This is a genomic window from Methylosinus sp. H3A, from assembly GCF_015709455.1.
GTDB lineage: Bacteria > Pseudomonadota > Alphaproteobacteria > Rhizobiales > Beijerinckiaceae > Methylosinus.
In genome coordinates, this window is record NZ_JADNQW010000005.1 from 1,393,988 (window position 1) to 1,409,163 (window position 15,176).

General features: G+C 67.5%; 14 protein-coding genes. 3 read left to right on the forward strand and 11 right to left on the reverse strand.

Translation table 11 applies throughout. From position 1 onward, the window contains the following. Window positions 1-4 precede the first annotated feature (4 nt). Together purS and IY145_RS09555 are read right to left on the reverse strand one after the other, a co-directional pair. Entirely contained in the window at window positions 5-241 is a 237-nt protein-coding gene (purS, locus tag IY145_RS09550; protein ID WP_196407997.1) for a phosphoribosylformylglycinamidine synthase subunit PurS, read from the reverse strand. Window positions 242-329: 88 nt separating this feature from the next. Continuing rightward, a complete protein-coding gene (locus tag IY145_RS09555; protein ID WP_196407998.1) occupies window positions 330-1,160 on the reverse strand; it encodes a hypothetical protein in 831 nt (276 codons plus the stop codon). 229 nt (window positions 1,161-1,389) lie between these two features. Here IY145_RS09555 and IY145_RS09560 point away from each other — a divergent pair, with 229 nt between their 5' ends. Beyond that, the gene (locus IY145_RS09560; protein ID WP_196407999.1) at window positions 1,390-4,245 is read left to right on the forward strand and encodes an AMP-binding protein; all 2,856 of its coding nucleotides are present in this window, start codon (window positions 1,390-1,392) and stop codon (window positions 4,243-4,245) included. A gap of 11 nt (window positions 4,246-4,256) precedes the next feature. On the opposite strand, the gene IY145_RS09565 is transcribed toward IY145_RS09560, so the two are convergent. The 8 genes from IY145_RS09565 to IY145_RS09600 form a co-directional block, all read right to left on the reverse strand. Further along, the gene (locus IY145_RS09565; RefSeq protein WP_196408000.1) at window positions 4,257-4,565 is read right to left on the reverse strand and encodes an HPr family phosphocarrier protein; all 309 of its coding nucleotides are present in this window, start codon (window positions 4,563-4,565) and stop codon (window positions 4,257-4,259) included. Next, a complete protein-coding gene (locus IY145_RS09570; protein WP_196408001.1) occupies window positions 4,562-4,963 on the reverse strand; it encodes a PTS sugar transporter subunit IIA in 402 nt (133 codons plus the stop codon). The genes IY145_RS09565 and IY145_RS09570 overlap by 4 nt, the downstream gene beginning before the upstream one ends. Window positions 4,964-5,148: 185 nt before the next feature. Further along, window positions 5,149-5,637, reverse strand: coding sequence for an HPr kinase/phosphorylase (locus tag IY145_RS09575; RefSeq protein ID WP_196408002.1), 489 nt, complete (start codon window positions 5,635-5,637; stop codon window positions 5,149-5,151). Then, a complete protein-coding gene (locus IY145_RS09580; RefSeq protein WP_196408003.1) occupies window positions 5,634-7,466 on the reverse strand; it encodes a stimulus-sensing domain-containing protein in 1,833 nt (610 codons plus the stop codon). Before IY145_RS09580 ends, IY145_RS09575 begins: the two co-directional genes overlap by 4 nt. Before the next feature lie 11 nt (window positions 7,467-7,477). Then, the gene (locus tag IY145_RS09585; RefSeq protein ID WP_196408004.1) at window positions 7,478-8,179 is read right to left on the reverse strand and encodes a response regulator transcription factor; all 702 of its coding nucleotides are present in this window, start codon (window positions 8,177-8,179) and stop codon (window positions 7,478-7,480) included. Between the two features lie 557 nt (window positions 8,180-8,736). After that, complete coding sequence (gene glpK, locus IY145_RS09590; protein ID WP_196410479.1) at window positions 8,737-10,218, reverse strand: glycerol kinase GlpK; 1,482 nt, start codon at window positions 10,216-10,218, stop codon at window positions 8,737-8,739. A 114-nt stretch (window positions 10,219-10,332) separates the two neighbouring features. Beyond that, on the reverse strand, window positions 10,333-11,826 hold the full coding sequence (locus tag IY145_RS09595; RefSeq protein ID WP_196408005.1) for a glycerol-3-phosphate dehydrogenase: 1,494 nt from the start codon (window positions 11,824-11,826) through the stop codon (window positions 10,333-10,335). A gap of 122 nt (window positions 11,827-11,948) precedes the next feature. Further along, window positions 11,949-13,280, reverse strand: coding sequence for a DEAD/DEAH box helicase (locus IY145_RS09600; protein WP_196408006.1), 1,332 nt, complete (start codon window positions 13,278-13,280; stop codon window positions 11,949-11,951). A gap of 338 nt (window positions 13,281-13,618) precedes the next feature. Between IY145_RS09600 and IY145_RS09605 the strand changes: the two genes are divergently transcribed. Beyond that, entirely contained in the window at window positions 13,619-14,101 is a 483-nt protein-coding gene (locus IY145_RS09605; protein ID WP_196408007.1) for a TerB family tellurite resistance protein, read from the forward strand. Between the two features lie 3 nt (window positions 14,102-14,104). Continuing rightward, window positions 14,105-14,899, forward strand: coding sequence for an SDR family oxidoreductase (locus IY145_RS09610; protein WP_196408008.1), 795 nt, complete (start codon window positions 14,105-14,107; stop codon window positions 14,897-14,899). A 78-nt stretch (window positions 14,900-14,977) separates the two neighbouring features. Here the strand turns inward: IY145_RS09610 and rpmF are convergent, their stop codons facing one another. Then, the gene (rpmF, locus tag IY145_RS09615; RefSeq protein ID WP_024878183.1) at window positions 14,978-15,166 is read right to left on the reverse strand and encodes a 50S ribosomal protein L32; all 189 of its coding nucleotides are present in this window, start codon (window positions 15,164-15,166) and stop codon (window positions 14,978-14,980) included. Window positions 15,167-15,176: the final 10 nt, after the last annotated feature.

Below are 15,176 nucleotides of genomic sequence, written 5' to 3' on the forward strand. Positions count from 1 at the left end.
GGCTTTAGATCTCGATCTGGAAATTCTCGATGACGGTGTTGGCGAGGAGCTTCTCGCAGGCCGTGCGCAGCCTCGCCTCGGCGACGGCGCGGTCGGAGCCCTCGAGTTCTATATCGAACACCTTGCCCTGCCGCACGCCGGCGACGCCCTCGACGCCGAGCGAGGCGAGCGCGCCTTCTATGGCCTTGCCTTGCGGATCGAGCACGCCTGTCTTCAATGTGACGATGACGCGGGCTTTCATTGCGGCGGCTTTCCCTGGTTCGGCTGCGGGGCTGGCCGCAGGGTTAGCGGGGGACGCGCCGGAGCGCAAGCCGTTAAGCCCCGGCGCTTCAGCCGCCCGAGCGCGACCGCACCGCATAGACGAAGCCCATGGCGCCGAGCAGCGCCGTCGTCGCCGCGAAGATCGGCTGGTCGGCGGCGAGCGTCAGCATGACGGCGACGAAAGTCGCGACGCCGATCACCGCCGAGACCGCCAGCGAGCCGAGCGGCGATGCGGAGCCAGCCGCCGGCCCGCTGCGCCGGCGCGGCTGGCCGGCGACGACCGAGATGATCGCCTGATAGGCGGGGTCGAAATTGATGCGATCGACCGAGAGCGGCGGCGCCGAATAAGGAAAACCACCGGATGTCGCGGCGAAATCGCGATCATAGGTCGTCGCCTCGAAGGCGCCCGGCCCGGTCTTCGTCAGGTAGATGTCGATGGTCGCCGTGTCGCGCTCGCCGTCGCGAACCAGCAGAGCGGCGCGAATCGTCGGCGCGGCGTCGTCGGCGTTGCGCGAGGGCAGGCGCGAGCGCGGAACGATCGCCGCATTCTCGAGGAATTCTTCCGTCGATTCGCCGCGCGCCTCCGCCGCGGAGCGCGCCGCCGCCTGCGCCTCCCGAACGACGATCCGCAATGGGACGCGCTCGCCGACGAGACGCGGAAGACCCGAGAGCGCCGCCGCGCTCGGCCCATAGGCCGACAGGGAAATCGCTTCCTCGCCGGAGAGCTGGTCGCTCGTCGCAGCGCCGAGCGGCACGGCGAAATTTCGATAGCCGGCGGGAAGCGCGTCCCGAAGGCCGGGACCGGGCGGCGGCGTTTTGGCGGGCGTCGTCGCGCCGGCGGCCTCTTCGACCGGCTCGGCCTTTGCGGCGACCTGCGAGACGCGCGATAGCGCGCGCACGCTGGGCGCTCGGGATGTGACGGCGGAAATCGGCGAAACCATGTCTTTGGACCACCCATGGCGCGTCGAACGCGCACTCAGTCTCGGCTTTCTGGCTTGCGCGAAGCTGGCGTGAGCGCAACCGGAGCGATTATCGGCGCCGCCTGTCGACGCCGGGTTACAGAAAAGAGTCGAATGCCGCCGACTCCGCTCTATCTGCGTCGCGAGGGAGGGGCGCAGGAGGGGCGCGATGCATGCGGTCTCCAATTATCCCGGACGTCGGCGCGCGACGCAGGAAGCGGCGCGGCGGGAGGTCTTCGCGGTCGTCGGCTCGCTCGCGCGCGAAATGCATCCGCGGCGAAACGCGCCGGCGGAGATTTCTCTGTCGAGCCGGCTCGAGCAGGATCTCGGCGTCGACAGCCTGGCGCGCGCCGAATTGAACATGCGGCTCGAGCGCGCTTTTCATGCGCCCCTGCCGATCGAGCAGCTCGGCCGCGCCGACACGGTCGGCGACCTCATCGACGCGCTCGAGAAAGCGCCCGGCGCCGAGCCGCCCCCGATCGGCGAGCCCGCGGCCGGGGAAGCCCTGCCGCATATTCGCGCCGCCTTCGAGGCGCGGACGCTGACCGAGGCGCTGGACTGGCACGCGGCGCAAAATCCCGAGCGCCTGCACCTCACCTTTCTGCGCGACGCGGCGACGCCGGCCGGGGCTTTGACCTATTGGCGGCTCGCCGACGAGGCTCGCCGCGCGGCGGAGGGACTGGTCGCCCGCGATGTCGCGCCCGACGACCGGATCGCTTTGATGCTGCCGACGGGCATCGACTTTTTCGTCGGCTTTTTCGCCGTTCTCTACGCGGGCGCCGTTCCCGTGCCGATCTACCCGCCGATGCGCATGTCGCAGATCGAGGAGCATCTCACCCGCCAGATCGGCATATTGCGCAACGCGGGCGTCAAAATGCTCGTCACTACGCCGGAGGGGCTGCGCCTCGCCGGCCTCGCTCGCCGACAGGTCGAGACGCTGGAGGAGATCGTCGCCGTCGCCGATCTCGTGAGCGGCGCCAGCGGCGCGCCGCTGCCGCCGACGCGCGAGGCGGGCGCGACGGCCATGCTGCAATATACGTCGGGCAGCACCGGCGATCCCAAGGGCGTGGTGCTGAGCCACGCCAATCTTCTGGCCAATGTCCGCGCCATGGGCCTCGCGATCGGCGCGAGCTCGGCCGACACTTTCGTGAGCTGGCTTCCGCTCTATCACGATATGGGATTGATCGGCGCCTGGCTCGGCTGCCTGCATTTCGGCGCGCCGCTCTATGTGATGTCGCCTCTCACCTTTCTGTCGCGGCCGGCGAGCTGGCTCGAGGCGATCGACCGGCATCGCGGGACGCTGAGCGCCGCGCCGAATTTTGCTTTCGAGCTCTGCCTCGACAAAATCGACCCGGCCCAGATCGAAGGGCTCGATCTCGGCTCGCTGCGCCTGGTCGCCAATGGCGCCGAGCCGATCTCGCCGCGCACGATCCGCCGTTTCGCCGAGAAATTCGCCAAATATGGTTTTCGGGCGGAGGCCATGGCGCCCGTCTATGGGCTCGCCGAGAATTCTGTGGGCCTGGCCTTTCCGCCGCCCGGCCGCGCGCCGATGATCGACAGCATCGATCGCGACGCGCTCGCGACCGATGGCCGCGCCGAACCGGCGGCGCCGGATGATTCGCCCACGCTGGAGATCGTCTCCTGCGGCGCGCCTCTGCCGGGGCATGAAATCCGCATCGTCGACGCGGCGGGCCGCGAGCTCGGCGAGCGGCGCGAGGGGCGGCTCGAGTTCCGCGGGCCTTCCGCCACCGCCGGCTATTTTCGCAATGAGGAGAAGACCAAGGCGCTGATCCGCGACGGCTGGCTCGACAGCGGCGACCGCGCCTATATGGCCGCGGGCGAGGTCTATGTGACCGGACGGGTCAAGGACATCCTCATCCGCGCCGGGCGCCATCTCTATCCGCAGGAGATAGAGGAGGCGGTCGCCGAGGTCGAAGGGATCCGCAAGGGCTGCGTCGCCGCCTTTGGCGCGGCGGATACGGAAACGGGCACGGAACGGCTGATCGTCGTCGCCGAGACCTATGAGACGGTTCCCGAGGCGCTCGGCGCGCTCGAGACCAAGGTCCAGACTGCGGTGGGCGCCGTCTGCGGAGCGCCGGCGGATGAAGTCCGCTTCGTCGCGCCGCGCTCGACGCCCAAGACCTCGAGCGGCAAGATCCGCCGCGGCGCCGCCAAGACGTTGTTCGAGGAGGGCCGGCTCGGCGAGCCGCGCGGCCCGGTCTGGTTCCAGATCGCGCGGCTGGCGCTCTCGGGCCTATGGCCGGCGACTCGCCGCGCGGCCCGGCGGGCGGGCGAGCTGCTCTACGCCGGCTGGTGGTGGCTCCTCGTCTGTGTGGGCTATTTCGCGACCTTTGTCGCGGTGATGATTCTGCCCGGCCGCGCGGCGCGCTGGTCGGCGGTGCGGAAAATCGCCGGAACCATGCTTCACGCGCTCGGCGCGACGATCACGACCGAGGGGCTCGAGCTGCTTCCCTCGGGCGGCGCCGTGCTCGCCTTCAATCATTCGAGCTATGTCGATGTGATGCTGCTCGCCGCAAGCCTGCCGGGCGAGCCGGCTTTCGTCGCCAAAAAGGAGCTCGCGGGGCAATTTTTCGCCGGCCCCTTCCTGCGGCGGCTCGGGGCGCTTTTCGTCGAGCGTTTCGACATAGCCGCGAGCGTGGCCGATGCGGAGAGGCTGGCGGCGGCGGCGCAGGAGGGACGCAATCTGGTCTTCTTCCCCGAGGGGACTTTTACACGCCGCGCGGGTCTCTGCGGCTTCTATCTCGGCGCATTCAAGATCGCCGCGGAGGCCGATCTGCCGGTCTATCCGGGCGTTTTGCGCGGAACTCGCAGCATGTTGCGTGGCGGGCAATGGTTCCCGCGCCGGGCGGATCTGTCGCTGACGATCCTGCCGCCCTTGCGCGCGGGTGGGGCGGATTTCACCTGCGCCTTGCGGCTGCGCGACCATGTCCGCGCCGCGATTCTCGGGCGCTGCGGGGAGCCGGATCTGAGCGAGCTGTCCAAGCCGCGGCGGGGGGAAGCGTAGCGCGCGGGCCCCTACTCGTCCTCGCCGAAGCGGTTGCCGACCAGCGCCGCCAGCGCCTCTATCGCTTGCACGGCCTGGGGGCCGGCCGCGGTCACGGTGATGGTCGAGCCCTGCGCGGCGCCGAGAGTCAATATGCCCATGATGGAGCTGCCGCCGACCGTGTCGCCGCATTTCGAGACGGTGATCTCGGCCTCATAGGCCTCGCAGCACTGGACGAATTTGGCGGTCGCCCGCGCGTGCAGGCCCTTGCGGTTGACGATGACGAGATCGCGGACGATGCGGCCGCCTTCGGTCGCGGCGGAAATGGACTGATCGGTCATTTCGCGTTGAGAACTCTGCTGGCGATATAGACATATTTGCGCCCGGCGTCCTGGGCTTGCAACACCGCCTGCTCCAGCGGAGCCGTCTCGCGCACCGAGGCCAGCTTGATCAGCATGGGCAGGTTGATGCCCGCGAGCACCTCCACCTTGCCGCCATTCATCACGGAAATCGCAAGATTGGAGGGGGTGCCGCCGAACATGTCGGTCAGCACGACGACGCCGTCGCCGCTGTCCGCCTCGGCGATGGCGTCGATAATGTCTCGGCGCCGACGCTCCATATCGTCCTCGGGGCCGATCGAGATCGACACGAGTTGTTTCTGCGGGCCGACCACATGCTCGAGGGCCGCGCGAAACTCCGTGGCGAGGTGGCCATGGGTCACCAGGACCATTCCGATCATTCGCAGCTACCGCTCATGAAGACCGTCTCGCAGGAGAACGAGATCGTCGAAACCGGAGAACCGAAGCAGACCGGCATTGCGGCTCACCAATTTACTAACGCGAATGTCGCCCCGACGTTCGCAGCGTTTCGGGCGCCATTTTGTGCGTTGCGGCGAAATTGGCAAGCGAAAACCTCCTATCCTCGCTAAAATGCCACAAACTGATGAATAAACGAGAAAATCTTTCTTGTCGCCCCGGCCTCCCGGGCGTCCGCGGCGAGCCGCGGCAGCGCCACCCCGCAGAGTTTCGCCTCCGCGTCCCCCGCCTCGGGATATCGCGGCGGCGCAAAATCGCGCGGCCCGCGTAGATCCACGAGACAGCGCAGCACCCCCGCGGGCTCGAATTCCGCCGGACGGACGCCGATCCCGCGCTCCTCGATCGCTCCGGCGATCGCCGGATGGGGCCGCGCCACCAGCCGGCCGTGACGGCGGACGAGCTCGACGCGATCGTCGCCGATGAGACGCGCGAACAGCCCGCGCCCCTGCGCCAATTGGATCAGCTCGAGGCCGAGCCCGCTCTTGCCGGCGCCGGAGGGGCCGCGCAGCAGAACGCCGGCCGAGCCCAAGAGCAGCGCATTGGCGTGAATCATGACACGATCTTCGTCCGGCTCCTCGAGGCGAGGGGCGTCGCTCATCTGGCCGCCGGAAGCCAGAGCACGAAGCGCGCGCCCAGCACCACATCGTCCGGCGCGATCTCGTCCGTGCCCTCCGGCTCCGCCTGCGTCCGATTCATCGCGCGGATGCGGCCATTGTGCGCCTCGACGATCTGCCGCGAGATCGACAGGCCGAGCCCGGAATTCTGGCCGAAGCCCTGCTCCGGCCGATCTGTGTAGAAGCGCTCGAAAATGCGCTCGAAGGCGTGGGCTGGAATGCCCGGGCCATCGTCGTCGACGATGATCTCATAGCCGTCGATCGGCTGGCCGCCCGGCCCGACCGCCTGCTCCGGTCGCAGAAAGACGCGCACGCCGCCCCCTTGCCCCGAGAAGGAGCGGGCGTTGGCGATGAGATTGTCGAACACTTGGGCGAGGCGCGAATCATGGCCGAGGATGCGCCAGCGCCGACGCGGATCGGCGGGCTGGATGTCGAGCGTGATCTCGACGCCGTCGCCGCGATCGACGTCGGCCGCCATGCCGACGACGGTCTTCAGCACGCCGGCGACGTCGACGATCTCCATATCCGCGCGCGCGAGCTCTGCGTCGAGACGCGAGGCGTCGGAAATATCGCTGATGAGCCGATCGAGCCGGCCGACATCGTGCTTGATGATGGTGAGCAGGCGCGAGCGCGCGTTCTCGTCCTTGACGATGGGCAGAGTCTCGACCGCGCTGCGCAGCGAGGTCAGCGGATTCTTGAGCTCATGCGCGACATCGGCGGCGAAATGCTCGATCGCCTCTATGCGATTGTAGAGCGCGCGCGTCATGTCGCGCAGCGCGCCGGAGAGATGGCCGATCTCGTCCTGGCGCTGCGAGAAATCCGGAATCTCCTGGCGCGACTTGACGCCCCGCCGCACGCGATCGGCCGCCTCGGCGAGGCGCCGCATGGGCTCGGCGATGGTGCCGGCGAAGAACAGCGACAAGAGCAGCATCACGCCGGCCGAGACCAGGAAGATGCGGATGATGCCCCAGCGCTCCTGCGCCAGAATCGCGTCTATGTCGCCGCCGAGCGTCGACAGCAGCAGCGCGCCGCGCACGGAGCGGAAGCGCTGCACCGGCACGGCGACGGAGATGATGGTCTCACCCTTGGCGTTGGCGCGCACCACGGAGAGCGCGCCGCCCGTGAGCGCGGCGGCCACCTCCGGATAGGCTTTGCCATTGCCGGCGCCGATATCCTCATAGAGCGCCAGCTCCGGCCGCCGCGTCCAGCGCCGCAGCGCATCGATCCCGCGCTCGAGATAGCCGGTCGATTCGGCCGCGCCGCCGGCGGGTCCGAGCTCGAAACGCAGAATATTGGAGCGGCCGGTGACGGAGCGCGAATCGAGCAAGAGATAGCCGTCGCGATCATAGATGCGCGCGCGCGTGCGCGTCGGCGACACGAGACGGCGCAGCAGCGGGCCGATGCGCTCTGGATTGAGCGAGAACTCCATCGACGGCTGGCTGCCCTCGGCGAGGCTGTAGCTCTCGCCGGGCGCGAGCCGCAGCAGCTTTTCGGGATCGATGGTGATGGCGTCGGTGTCGACGGTCGCCGAGGCCGCGATCGCCGCGGCGATGATCTCGCCCTGCGTCTGCAGGCTCTGCACGCGCGCGTCGATCAGACCTTCGCGGAACTGGTTGAGATAGAGGAAACCGCCGAGCAGCGCCACGAGGCCGCCGAGATTGAGCACGACGATGCGACGTGTGAGCGACGACGACAGACGCGACTGAATGGCGCGCGCGAGACGCGCCAAGCGAACCGACGCGGCGCGGCCGATGCGCTTTTGGCGCGTGTGCGTCTCCGCGACGCCATGGTCGTTTTCTGTCGTGACGGTCATGAGCCGGATCGCTATTGGGCTTCCTTGAATCGATAGCCGACGCCGTACAAAGTCTCGATCATCTCGAACTCCTGGTCGGCGACCTTGAACTTCTTGCGCAGCCGCTTGATGTGGCTGTCGATGGTGCGATCGTCGACATAGACCTGATCGTCATAGGCGGCGTCCATCAACGCATTGCGGCTCTTCACCACGCCCGGGCGCTGCGCCAGCGCTTGCAGGATGAGGAATTCCGTCACCGTCAGCACGACAGGATCGCCGCGCCAGGTGCAGGTGTGGCGCTCCGGGTCCATGACCAGAGCGCCGCGCTCCAGCACCTTGGCTTCGGATTCCTTCTGCGCCGCCGCCTCCTTGGGATTGGCGCGACGCAGGATCGCCTTCACGCGCTCGACCAGCAGGCGCTGCGAGAAGGGTTTGTGAATGAAATCGTCGGCGCCCATTTTGAGGCCGAACAATTCGTCGATCTCCTCGTCCTTGGAAGTGAGGAAGATCACCGGAAGGTCGGATTTCTGCCGCAGACGGCGCAGCAGCTCCATTCCGTCCATGCGCGGCATCTTTATGTCGAAAATGGCGAGGTCCGGCGGGTTGGCGCGCAGACCGTCGAGCGCCGCGGCGCCGTCGGTATAGGTCTGAACGCGGTAGCCCTCGCCTTCCAGAGCGATCGAGACGGAGGTCAGAATATTGCGGTCGTCGTCGACGAGAGCGATTGTCGGCATCTTCAACCTTTACTGTTTACGTCCGATGTCGGGCTCGATGTTCGTTGAACCGAGGGGCGGGAGCTTTTCTCTTGCGCCCTCGCTGCGACTCGTCGTTTTCGGCGGCTCGTCTCTCAGGGTTCCGCGCCGCTGGGAACGTCGCCGTTCGGCCGCCACGTTCTAAGGCGTTGGCGGCCGAAATGTGGCTGGCCTCGGCCATTCGCATGACGCCGGCCGAAAGAGGGCCGGACGCTCCGTTTCGTGTCGCCTTATATACATAATCGCGACACAAATCACCTATCGTCGCCATGATGACGAAACGCCGCGGGCGCAGCGGTGAAGGCCGCGCTCGCGAGACCGCCGCGAAGCCTCGAAAATTTCGATAAAAAGCAAGATGTTGCCGACGTGGCCGCAGCCATTCTGCGCAATGCGCGGAAAATGGCTGCAGCTCGAGCGCGACGGATGGCCGAAAATGCAACGCTCGCGCATCGATTCTCCACGGCGGTGATTCGTCGAAGCGCTTTTTCATCCTGCGCCGCAACGCTCTCGGCGCCGCCGCTGCGCAATCGCGGTGACGCTCAATCGGTCCAATCGAAGGAGCGCGTCACCGCTTTGCGCCATTTGGCGAGGCGGCGTCCGCGCTCCTCGCTCGCCATTCGCGGACGCCAGCGCCTGTCGACGCGCCAATGCGCGGCGAGCTCGTCGACGCTCTTCCAAAAGCCTGTCGCCAGCCCCGCCGCATAAGCGGCGCCGAGCGCCGTCGTCTCTATGCAATGCGGCCGCACGACCGGTGCGGCGAGAATATCCGCTTGAAACTGCATCAGCAGCTCATTGACCGCCATGCCGCCGTCGACGCGCAGCTCCTCCAGCGCCACGCCCGAATCGGCCGCCATCGCCTCGACGACGTCGAAGCTCTGGAAGGCGACCGCCTCCAACGCCGCGCGGGCGATATGCGCTTTCGTCGAGAAGCGCGTGAGCCCGGCGATGACGCCTCGCGCGCTCTCACGCCAATAGGGCGCATAGAGCCCCGCGAAGGCGGGCGTGAAATAGACGTCGCCATTATCGGGGACGCTCGCCGCGAGTTGTTCTATGTCGGAGCTCTTCTCGATGATTCCGAGATTGTCGCGCAGCCATTGCACCAGTGCGCCGGCGATGGCGACCGAACCCTCGAGCGCGTAGACCGGCTTCTCGTCGCCGAGCTTATAGGCGAGCGTCGTGAGCAGTCCCTTGGTCGAGATGCGCGGCGTCTCGCCTATGTTCATCAAGAGAAAGCAGCCGGTGCCATAAGTGTTTTTGGCGTCGCCGGGCGAAAAGCAGGCCTGGCCGATCAGCGCCGCATGTTGATCGCCGAGCGCGCCCGAAAGCGCGACGCCCGCGAGCGGCTCGCGACAGGCGCGATAGATTTCGCTCGATGAACGAATCTCCGGCAGGCAGGCGCGCGGAATGTCGAAGAGCGCGAGCAGCTCCTCGTCCCATTGCAGCGTCTCGAGATTCATCAGCTGCGTGCGCGCGGCGTTGGTCGCGTCGGTGAAATGGCGGCCGGTGAGATTCCAGGCGATCCATGAATCCATCGTGCCGAACAGCGCCTCGCCGGCCGCCGCCTTCTCGCGCGCGCCGGGAATGTTCTCGAGTAGCCAGACGAGCTTCAGGCTCGAGAAATAGGTGGAGAGCGGCAGGCCCGTCTTTGCGCGCAATCGATCCTTGCCGCCCTGCGCGGAAAAGCGCGCGACGAGCGCATCGGTGCGCGTGTCCATCCAGACGATGGCGTTGTGCAGCGGCGCGCCGGTTCGGCGATCCCAGAGCAGCGTCGTCTCGCGCTGATTGGCGAGGCCCACGCAAGCGAGATCGGCGGGAGAAAGCCCCGCCTCCGCCAGCGCGCCGGCGATGACGTCGCGCGTGTGGCGCCAGATTTCTGTCGCGTCATGCTCGACCCATCCGGGTCGCGGATAGATCTGCGCATGTTCGCGCTGGTCGAGCGCGACGATCTCGCCGTCGTGATCGAAGATGATGAAGCGCGAGCTCGTCGTGCCTTGATCGATCGCGCCGACATATCTGGTCATGACCGTCTCCGCCTCGCTCGTCTTTCGTGTCGCGGTGGCGACTTCGACGACGAAGACGCGAAGCGCGATGAGCATGCTATCCGCACGGTTTTCGCCGGCGCAAGCCCGTCCGCTTCACGAGGCCGCGCGCGGCGTGAGCGCGCGTGCGAGCGCTCGCGTCTGCGCAGCGTCGAAACGCAGGCCGAGCTTGGAGCGTCGCCACAGCACGTCTTCCGCCGTGCGCGCCCATTCATGCGCGCGGAGATAGTCGAGCTCCGCCTCGGTCAGGCCGCAGCCGAGATCGGCGCCGAGATCGACGAGAGATTTCGTCGGCTCGAGAAAACGCCAGAGGCGCGTTCCATAGGCGGAGGCGAGACGCCGCGCGAGGCGCGGCTCGAGAAAAGGTTTCGCGCGAGACAGCTCCGCGAGGAAAGCGTCGAAGCCGCCGGGGCCGAGATCGCCCCCCGGCAGAACGGCGCCGCCGGTCCAGGCCGCGCGCATATCGGGAAAGAAAGGCGCGAGCGTATCCAGCGCATGCTCGGCGAGGCGGCGCGCGGTCGTGATCTTGCCGCCGAAGATCGACAGCGCCGGCGCCGCGCCGCCCTGCGCGTCGAGATCGAAAGCATAGTCGCGCGTGACGACGGAGGCCTCGAGCGAGCCGTCGTCATAGAGCGGGCGCAGGCCCGAATAGCTCCAGACGACATCGCTGCGCGCGATTTTTTCGCGGAAGAAATGATCGATCCCCGCGAGGAGATAATCGGTCTCCTCCTCGCTGATCTCCACTGGCCCCGGCGCGCCGGCGAAGGGAATTTCGGTCGTTCCGACCAGCGTGAAATCCTCTTCGAAGGGAATGGCGAAGATGATGCGCTTGTCCGGACGTTGCAGCATATAGGCCTGCGCGCCCTCATAGAGCCGGCGTGTGACGATATGCGAGCCTTTGACCAGCCGCACATGTTTGCGCGAGCTGAGGCCGAGGCGATGCTCCAGAGTCTCCGACGCCCAGGGCCCGGCGGCGTTGACGAGCGCGCGGCTGCGGATTTCCTCCAGCCTTCCGTCGGCGCCGGCGACGCTGGCGGTCCATTGCGCGCCGTCGCGCCGCGCGCCGACGAGCTTCGCGCCGACGCGAATATCGGCGCCGCGTTCGAAAGCGTCGAGCGCCTCCAATATGACGAGCCGCGAATCGTCGACGCGGCAGTCGTAATAGGAGAAGCCGAGGCGATGACCGGCGGTCAGCGGCGCGCCGAATCGCGTTCCGTCGAGCGAGACCGTCGCGGAGCCCGGAATGCGCTCTCGCCGCGCGAGATGGTCGTAGAGGAAGAGCCCCAGCCGCACCAGCCAGGCCGGGCGGATCGAGCGCTCGTGCGGCACGATGAATTGCAGCGGATGAATGATATGCGGCGCGGCGGCGAGCAGCAGCTCGCGCTCGGCCAGCGCCTCATGCACGAGGCGGAACTCATATTGTTCGAGATAGCGCAGCCCGCCATGGACGAGCTTGGTCGAGGCGGAGGAGGTGGCGGCGGCAAGATCCTTCTGCTCGAGCAGAAGGACGCGGAGGCCCCGCCCGGCGGCGTCGCGCGCTATGGCGCAGCCATTGACGCCGCCGCCGACGATGACGAGATCGAAGACCATTGTCAGCTCCCCGCTTCGACTGCGTGAGTTTCGTGTCTTCGTGGTGAAGGAACCACTAAGACACGAAGAGCTTCACGAGAATAAAGCGGAGAGTCGCAGGATTTGCTTACGCGGAGATTTGCTTACTCGGAAGCGAGCGAGCGCGGCGCGGAATGATCCGGTCGACGTCCGCCCGGCTTGCCGGAGCGACGCTGCTGCTGCTGCGGAGGCCGCGCATGTTCGCCCGGCTTGCCGGCATGGCGCGCGACGCGGCCCGGCTCCTGATGCGTGCGCCGGTGCTCATGCGGACGACGCGGAGCGTCTCCCTCTGCGGCGGCGGCGCCTGCCGCGCTACGGCGGTCGACGACCGCCAGCGTCTGGCGGGTCACGCGCTCGATCTGCTTGAGCAGTGGCTTCTCGCTATTGTCGCAGAGCGAGACGGCGGCGCCCGCCGCGCCGGCGCGCGCGGTGCGGCCGATGCGATGCACATAGGCCTCGGGCGTCTCCGGCAGCTCGAAATTCACCACATGGGTGACGCCGTCTATGTCGATGCCGCGCGCGGCGATATCGGTCGCCACCAGCGCGCGCGTGCGGCCGGCGCGGAAGTCCTCGAGCGCCCGCTGGCGCTGATTCTGGCTCTTATTGCCATGAATCGCCGAGGCGCCGACGGCGTTCACAGCGAGATGCTGCGCGACGCGATCCGCGCCGCGCTTCGTGCGCGTGAAGACGATGGCGCGGGAGAAGTTCGGATCGGAAAAGAGCTCGAGCAGAACGTCGCGCTTGGCCGCTCCGTCGACGAGGATCACCCGCTGCGCGACGCGCTCGGCCGTCGTCGCCGCCGGCGTCACGCGCACGGTGATGGGATCGCGCAGCATGTCGTCGGCGAGCGAGGCGATCTCTTTCGGCATGGTCGCCGAGAAGAAGAGATTCTGCCGCTCCTTGGGCAGCCGCGAGACGATCTTGCGAATGGGGACGACAAAGCCGAGATCGAGCATATGATCGGCCTCGTCGAGCACGATCGTCCGCGTCGACTCGAGCCGCATATGGCCGGCGGCGACATGATCGAGCAGACGGCCGGGCGTCGCGACGAGCACGTCGAGCCCGCCGGCGAGCATACGGATCTGCGGGCCATGGGCGACGCCGCCGACGATGACGCCGATGTTCATGCGGGCGAAGCGCCCATAGGCGCGGAAGCTTTCGGCGATCTGCGCCGCGAGCTCGCGCGTCGGGGCCAGCACCAGCGCGCGCGTCGTGTTGGGAGCCGGACGGCGGCGCTCGTCGAGCAGCCGTTGCAGGATCGGAAGGGCGAAAGCGGCGGTTTTGCCGGTGCCCGTCTGGGCGATGCCGAGCAGGTCTCGGCCTTGGAGAAGAGCGGGAATCGCCTGGGCCTGGATCGGCGTGGGCGTCACATAATCTTCCTGCGCGAGCGCGCGCAGAATGACCTCGGCGAAGCCGAGATCGGCGAAATTGGTCACTGCGTAACTTTCGAAATGGGCGGCATGCGCGCGAATCGGTTCCCGCGCGAGGCCATGCAGCGATGGATGGGAGACCTGCCCCGCGTATCGGGCCGTCGTCGTGAAGAGGACTCGCTCTACGGCTCCGATCCCCTGTGGGAAGCGATCCACGCGGCCGGAACGAGTCACGCTGCATTGCAGCAACAAGGTAGGTAAAGAGAATTCAAAGCATTGTCAATCGCCAATTGCGCAGGCCGCGTCCGGAGCCGTGTGAAGAGGGCGTCGCCGCGGGCTATGCTTCGCGCGCGGACCCCCATATAGAGCTGAGAACGCCCCCAAACCTCGAGGCCGCGCCTTCCATGCTCGACGCCCTCCGCGCTTTTCTCGACGAAGTCTCCGGCACCGCCCGGCCGCGGCCCTTCGAGGCGGCCGATTATCGTCTGGCCGCCGTCGCTCTGCTGGTGCATCTCGCGGCCGTCGACGGGGAGTTCGACGCCGGCGAGCGCGCGCTGCTGCAGACGCTGGTGGAGACCCGCTTCGGCCTCGATCGCGCCGCCGCCCGCGCGCTCATCGACGCTGCGGCCGAGAGCGAGCGCGAGGCCGTCGATCTCTATCGTTTCACCCAAGTGCTGACGCGGCGGCTCGACGAGGACGGACGCCGCGCCGTCATCGGCATGTTGTGGGAGATGGCCTATGCCGACGGCGAGGCGCATGAATTCGAGGAGAATGTGATCTGGCGCGTCGCCGAGCTGCTCGGCGTCTCGACGCGAGATCGCGTGTCACTGCGCCAGGCCGCGAAGGACGCCGGCAAGCCGGTCCGGCCGGGGCCCTGGGGAGGCTGAAACATGAGCGACGCCGCGACCACCACCATCGTCACCGGAGCCTCTGACGGCATCGGCCTCGAGCTCGCTCGGCTGTTCGCCCGCAAGGGCCATCATGTGACTTTGGTCGCCCGCCGCCGCGACAGGCTGGAGGCGCTGGCGGCCGAAATCGAGACAGCGGGAGCCGCCGAGCCGCCGCTCGTCGTCGATCTCGACCTCTGCGAGACGGACGCCTGCGAGCAGCTGGCGACGACGCTGAGCGCGGCCGGGCGCAAGCCGGATATTCTCGTCAACAACGCCGGTTTCGGCCTCGTCGGTCGCGTCGTCGAGCTCGACGCCGCCGAGCAATTGGCGATCGTCGATCTCAATATTCGCGTGCTGACGGCGCTGACCTTGCGCTTTCTGCCCTCGGTCATCGAGGCGCGCGGCGGCATATTGAATGTCGCCTCGGTCGCCTCCTTCATGCCGGGGCCGGGCTTCGCCGTCTATTACGCCAGCAAGGCCTATGTCCGCTCCTTCAGCGAGGCTCTCGCCGAGGAGCTGAAGCCGCATGGCGTGCGCGTCACCGCGCTCTGCCCCGGCCCGGTGCAAACCGGATTTCAGGCGCGCGCCGGCTTCGACTTCAAGGGCGAGATGAAGGCGGTCAAGCCTGCGCTGCTGCCGGCCGAGGAGGTGGCGCGCCAGGGCTATGAGGCGCTGTTCGCCGGCCGGCGCGTGGTGGTGCCGGGGCTGGTGAATAAATTCTTCGTCGCGGCGGGACGTGTGGCGCCGCGCGCGATTCTGCTGCCGCTGCTGGCGAAAGCGCAGCAGGCGCGCTGAACGTTGCCGCGCTGAAACGCCGCGAGCCCGACGGCGCTTTCGCGCGTCGGGCTCGCAAATTCCCGTCAGCTGAAAAGATCAGGCTTCCTGAGCCTTGACCTTCAGCACCTGCCGGCCGCGATAAATGCCGGTCTTGAGGTCGATATGGTGCGGACGGCGCAGCTCGCCCGAATCCTTGTCCTCGACATAGGTCGGCGCTTTGATCGCGTCGGCGGAGCGGCGGAACCCGCGCTTCATCGGGGAGGTTTTTCGCTTCGGAACGGCCATTTGTCTCGAT

Bases quoted from the DNA above. Each gene is read 5' to 3' on its own strand.
- purS (WP_196407997.1), bottom strand. From the start codon at position 241: ATGAAAGCCCGCGTCATCGTCACATTGAAGACAGGCGTGCTCGATCCG.
- IY145_RS09560 (WP_196407999.1), top strand. From the start codon at position 1,390: ATGCATGCGGTCTCCAATTATCCCGGACGTCGGCGCGCGACGCAGGAA.
- IY145_RS09565 (WP_196408000.1), bottom strand. From the start codon at position 4,565: ATGACCGATCAGTCCATTTCCGCCGCGACCGAAGGCGGCCGCATCGTC.
- IY145_RS09570 (WP_196408001.1), bottom strand. From the start codon at position 4,963: ATGATCGGAATGGTCCTGGTGACCCATGGCCACCTCGCCACGGAGTTT.
- IY145_RS09575 (WP_196408002.1), bottom strand. From the start codon at position 5,637: ATGAGCGACGCCCCTCGCCTCGAGGAGCCGGACGAAGATCGTGTCATG.
- IY145_RS09580 (WP_196408003.1), bottom strand. From the start codon at position 7,466: ATGACCGTCACGACAGAAAACGACCATGGCGTCGCGGAGACGCACACG.
- IY145_RS09585 (WP_196408004.1), bottom strand. From the start codon at position 8,179: ATGCCGACAATCGCTCTCGTCGACGACGACCGCAATATTCTGACCTCC.
- glpK (WP_196410479.1), bottom strand. From the start codon at position 10,218: ATGACCAGATATGTCGGCGCGATCGATCAAGGCACGACGAGCTCGCGC.
- IY145_RS09595 (WP_196408005.1), bottom strand. From the start codon at position 11,826: ATGGTCTTCGATCTCGTCATCGTCGGCGGCGGCGTCAATGGCTGCGCC.
- IY145_RS09605 (WP_196408007.1), top strand. From the start codon at position 13,619: ATGCTCGACGCCCTCCGCGCTTTTCTCGACGAAGTCTCCGGCACCGCC.
- IY145_RS09610 (WP_196408008.1), top strand. From the start codon at position 14,105: ATGAGCGACGCCGCGACCACCACCATCGTCACCGGAGCCTCTGACGGC.
- rpmF (WP_024878183.1), bottom strand. From the start codon at position 15,166: ATGGCCGTTCCGAAGCGAAAAACCTCCCCGATGAAGCGCGGGTTCCGC.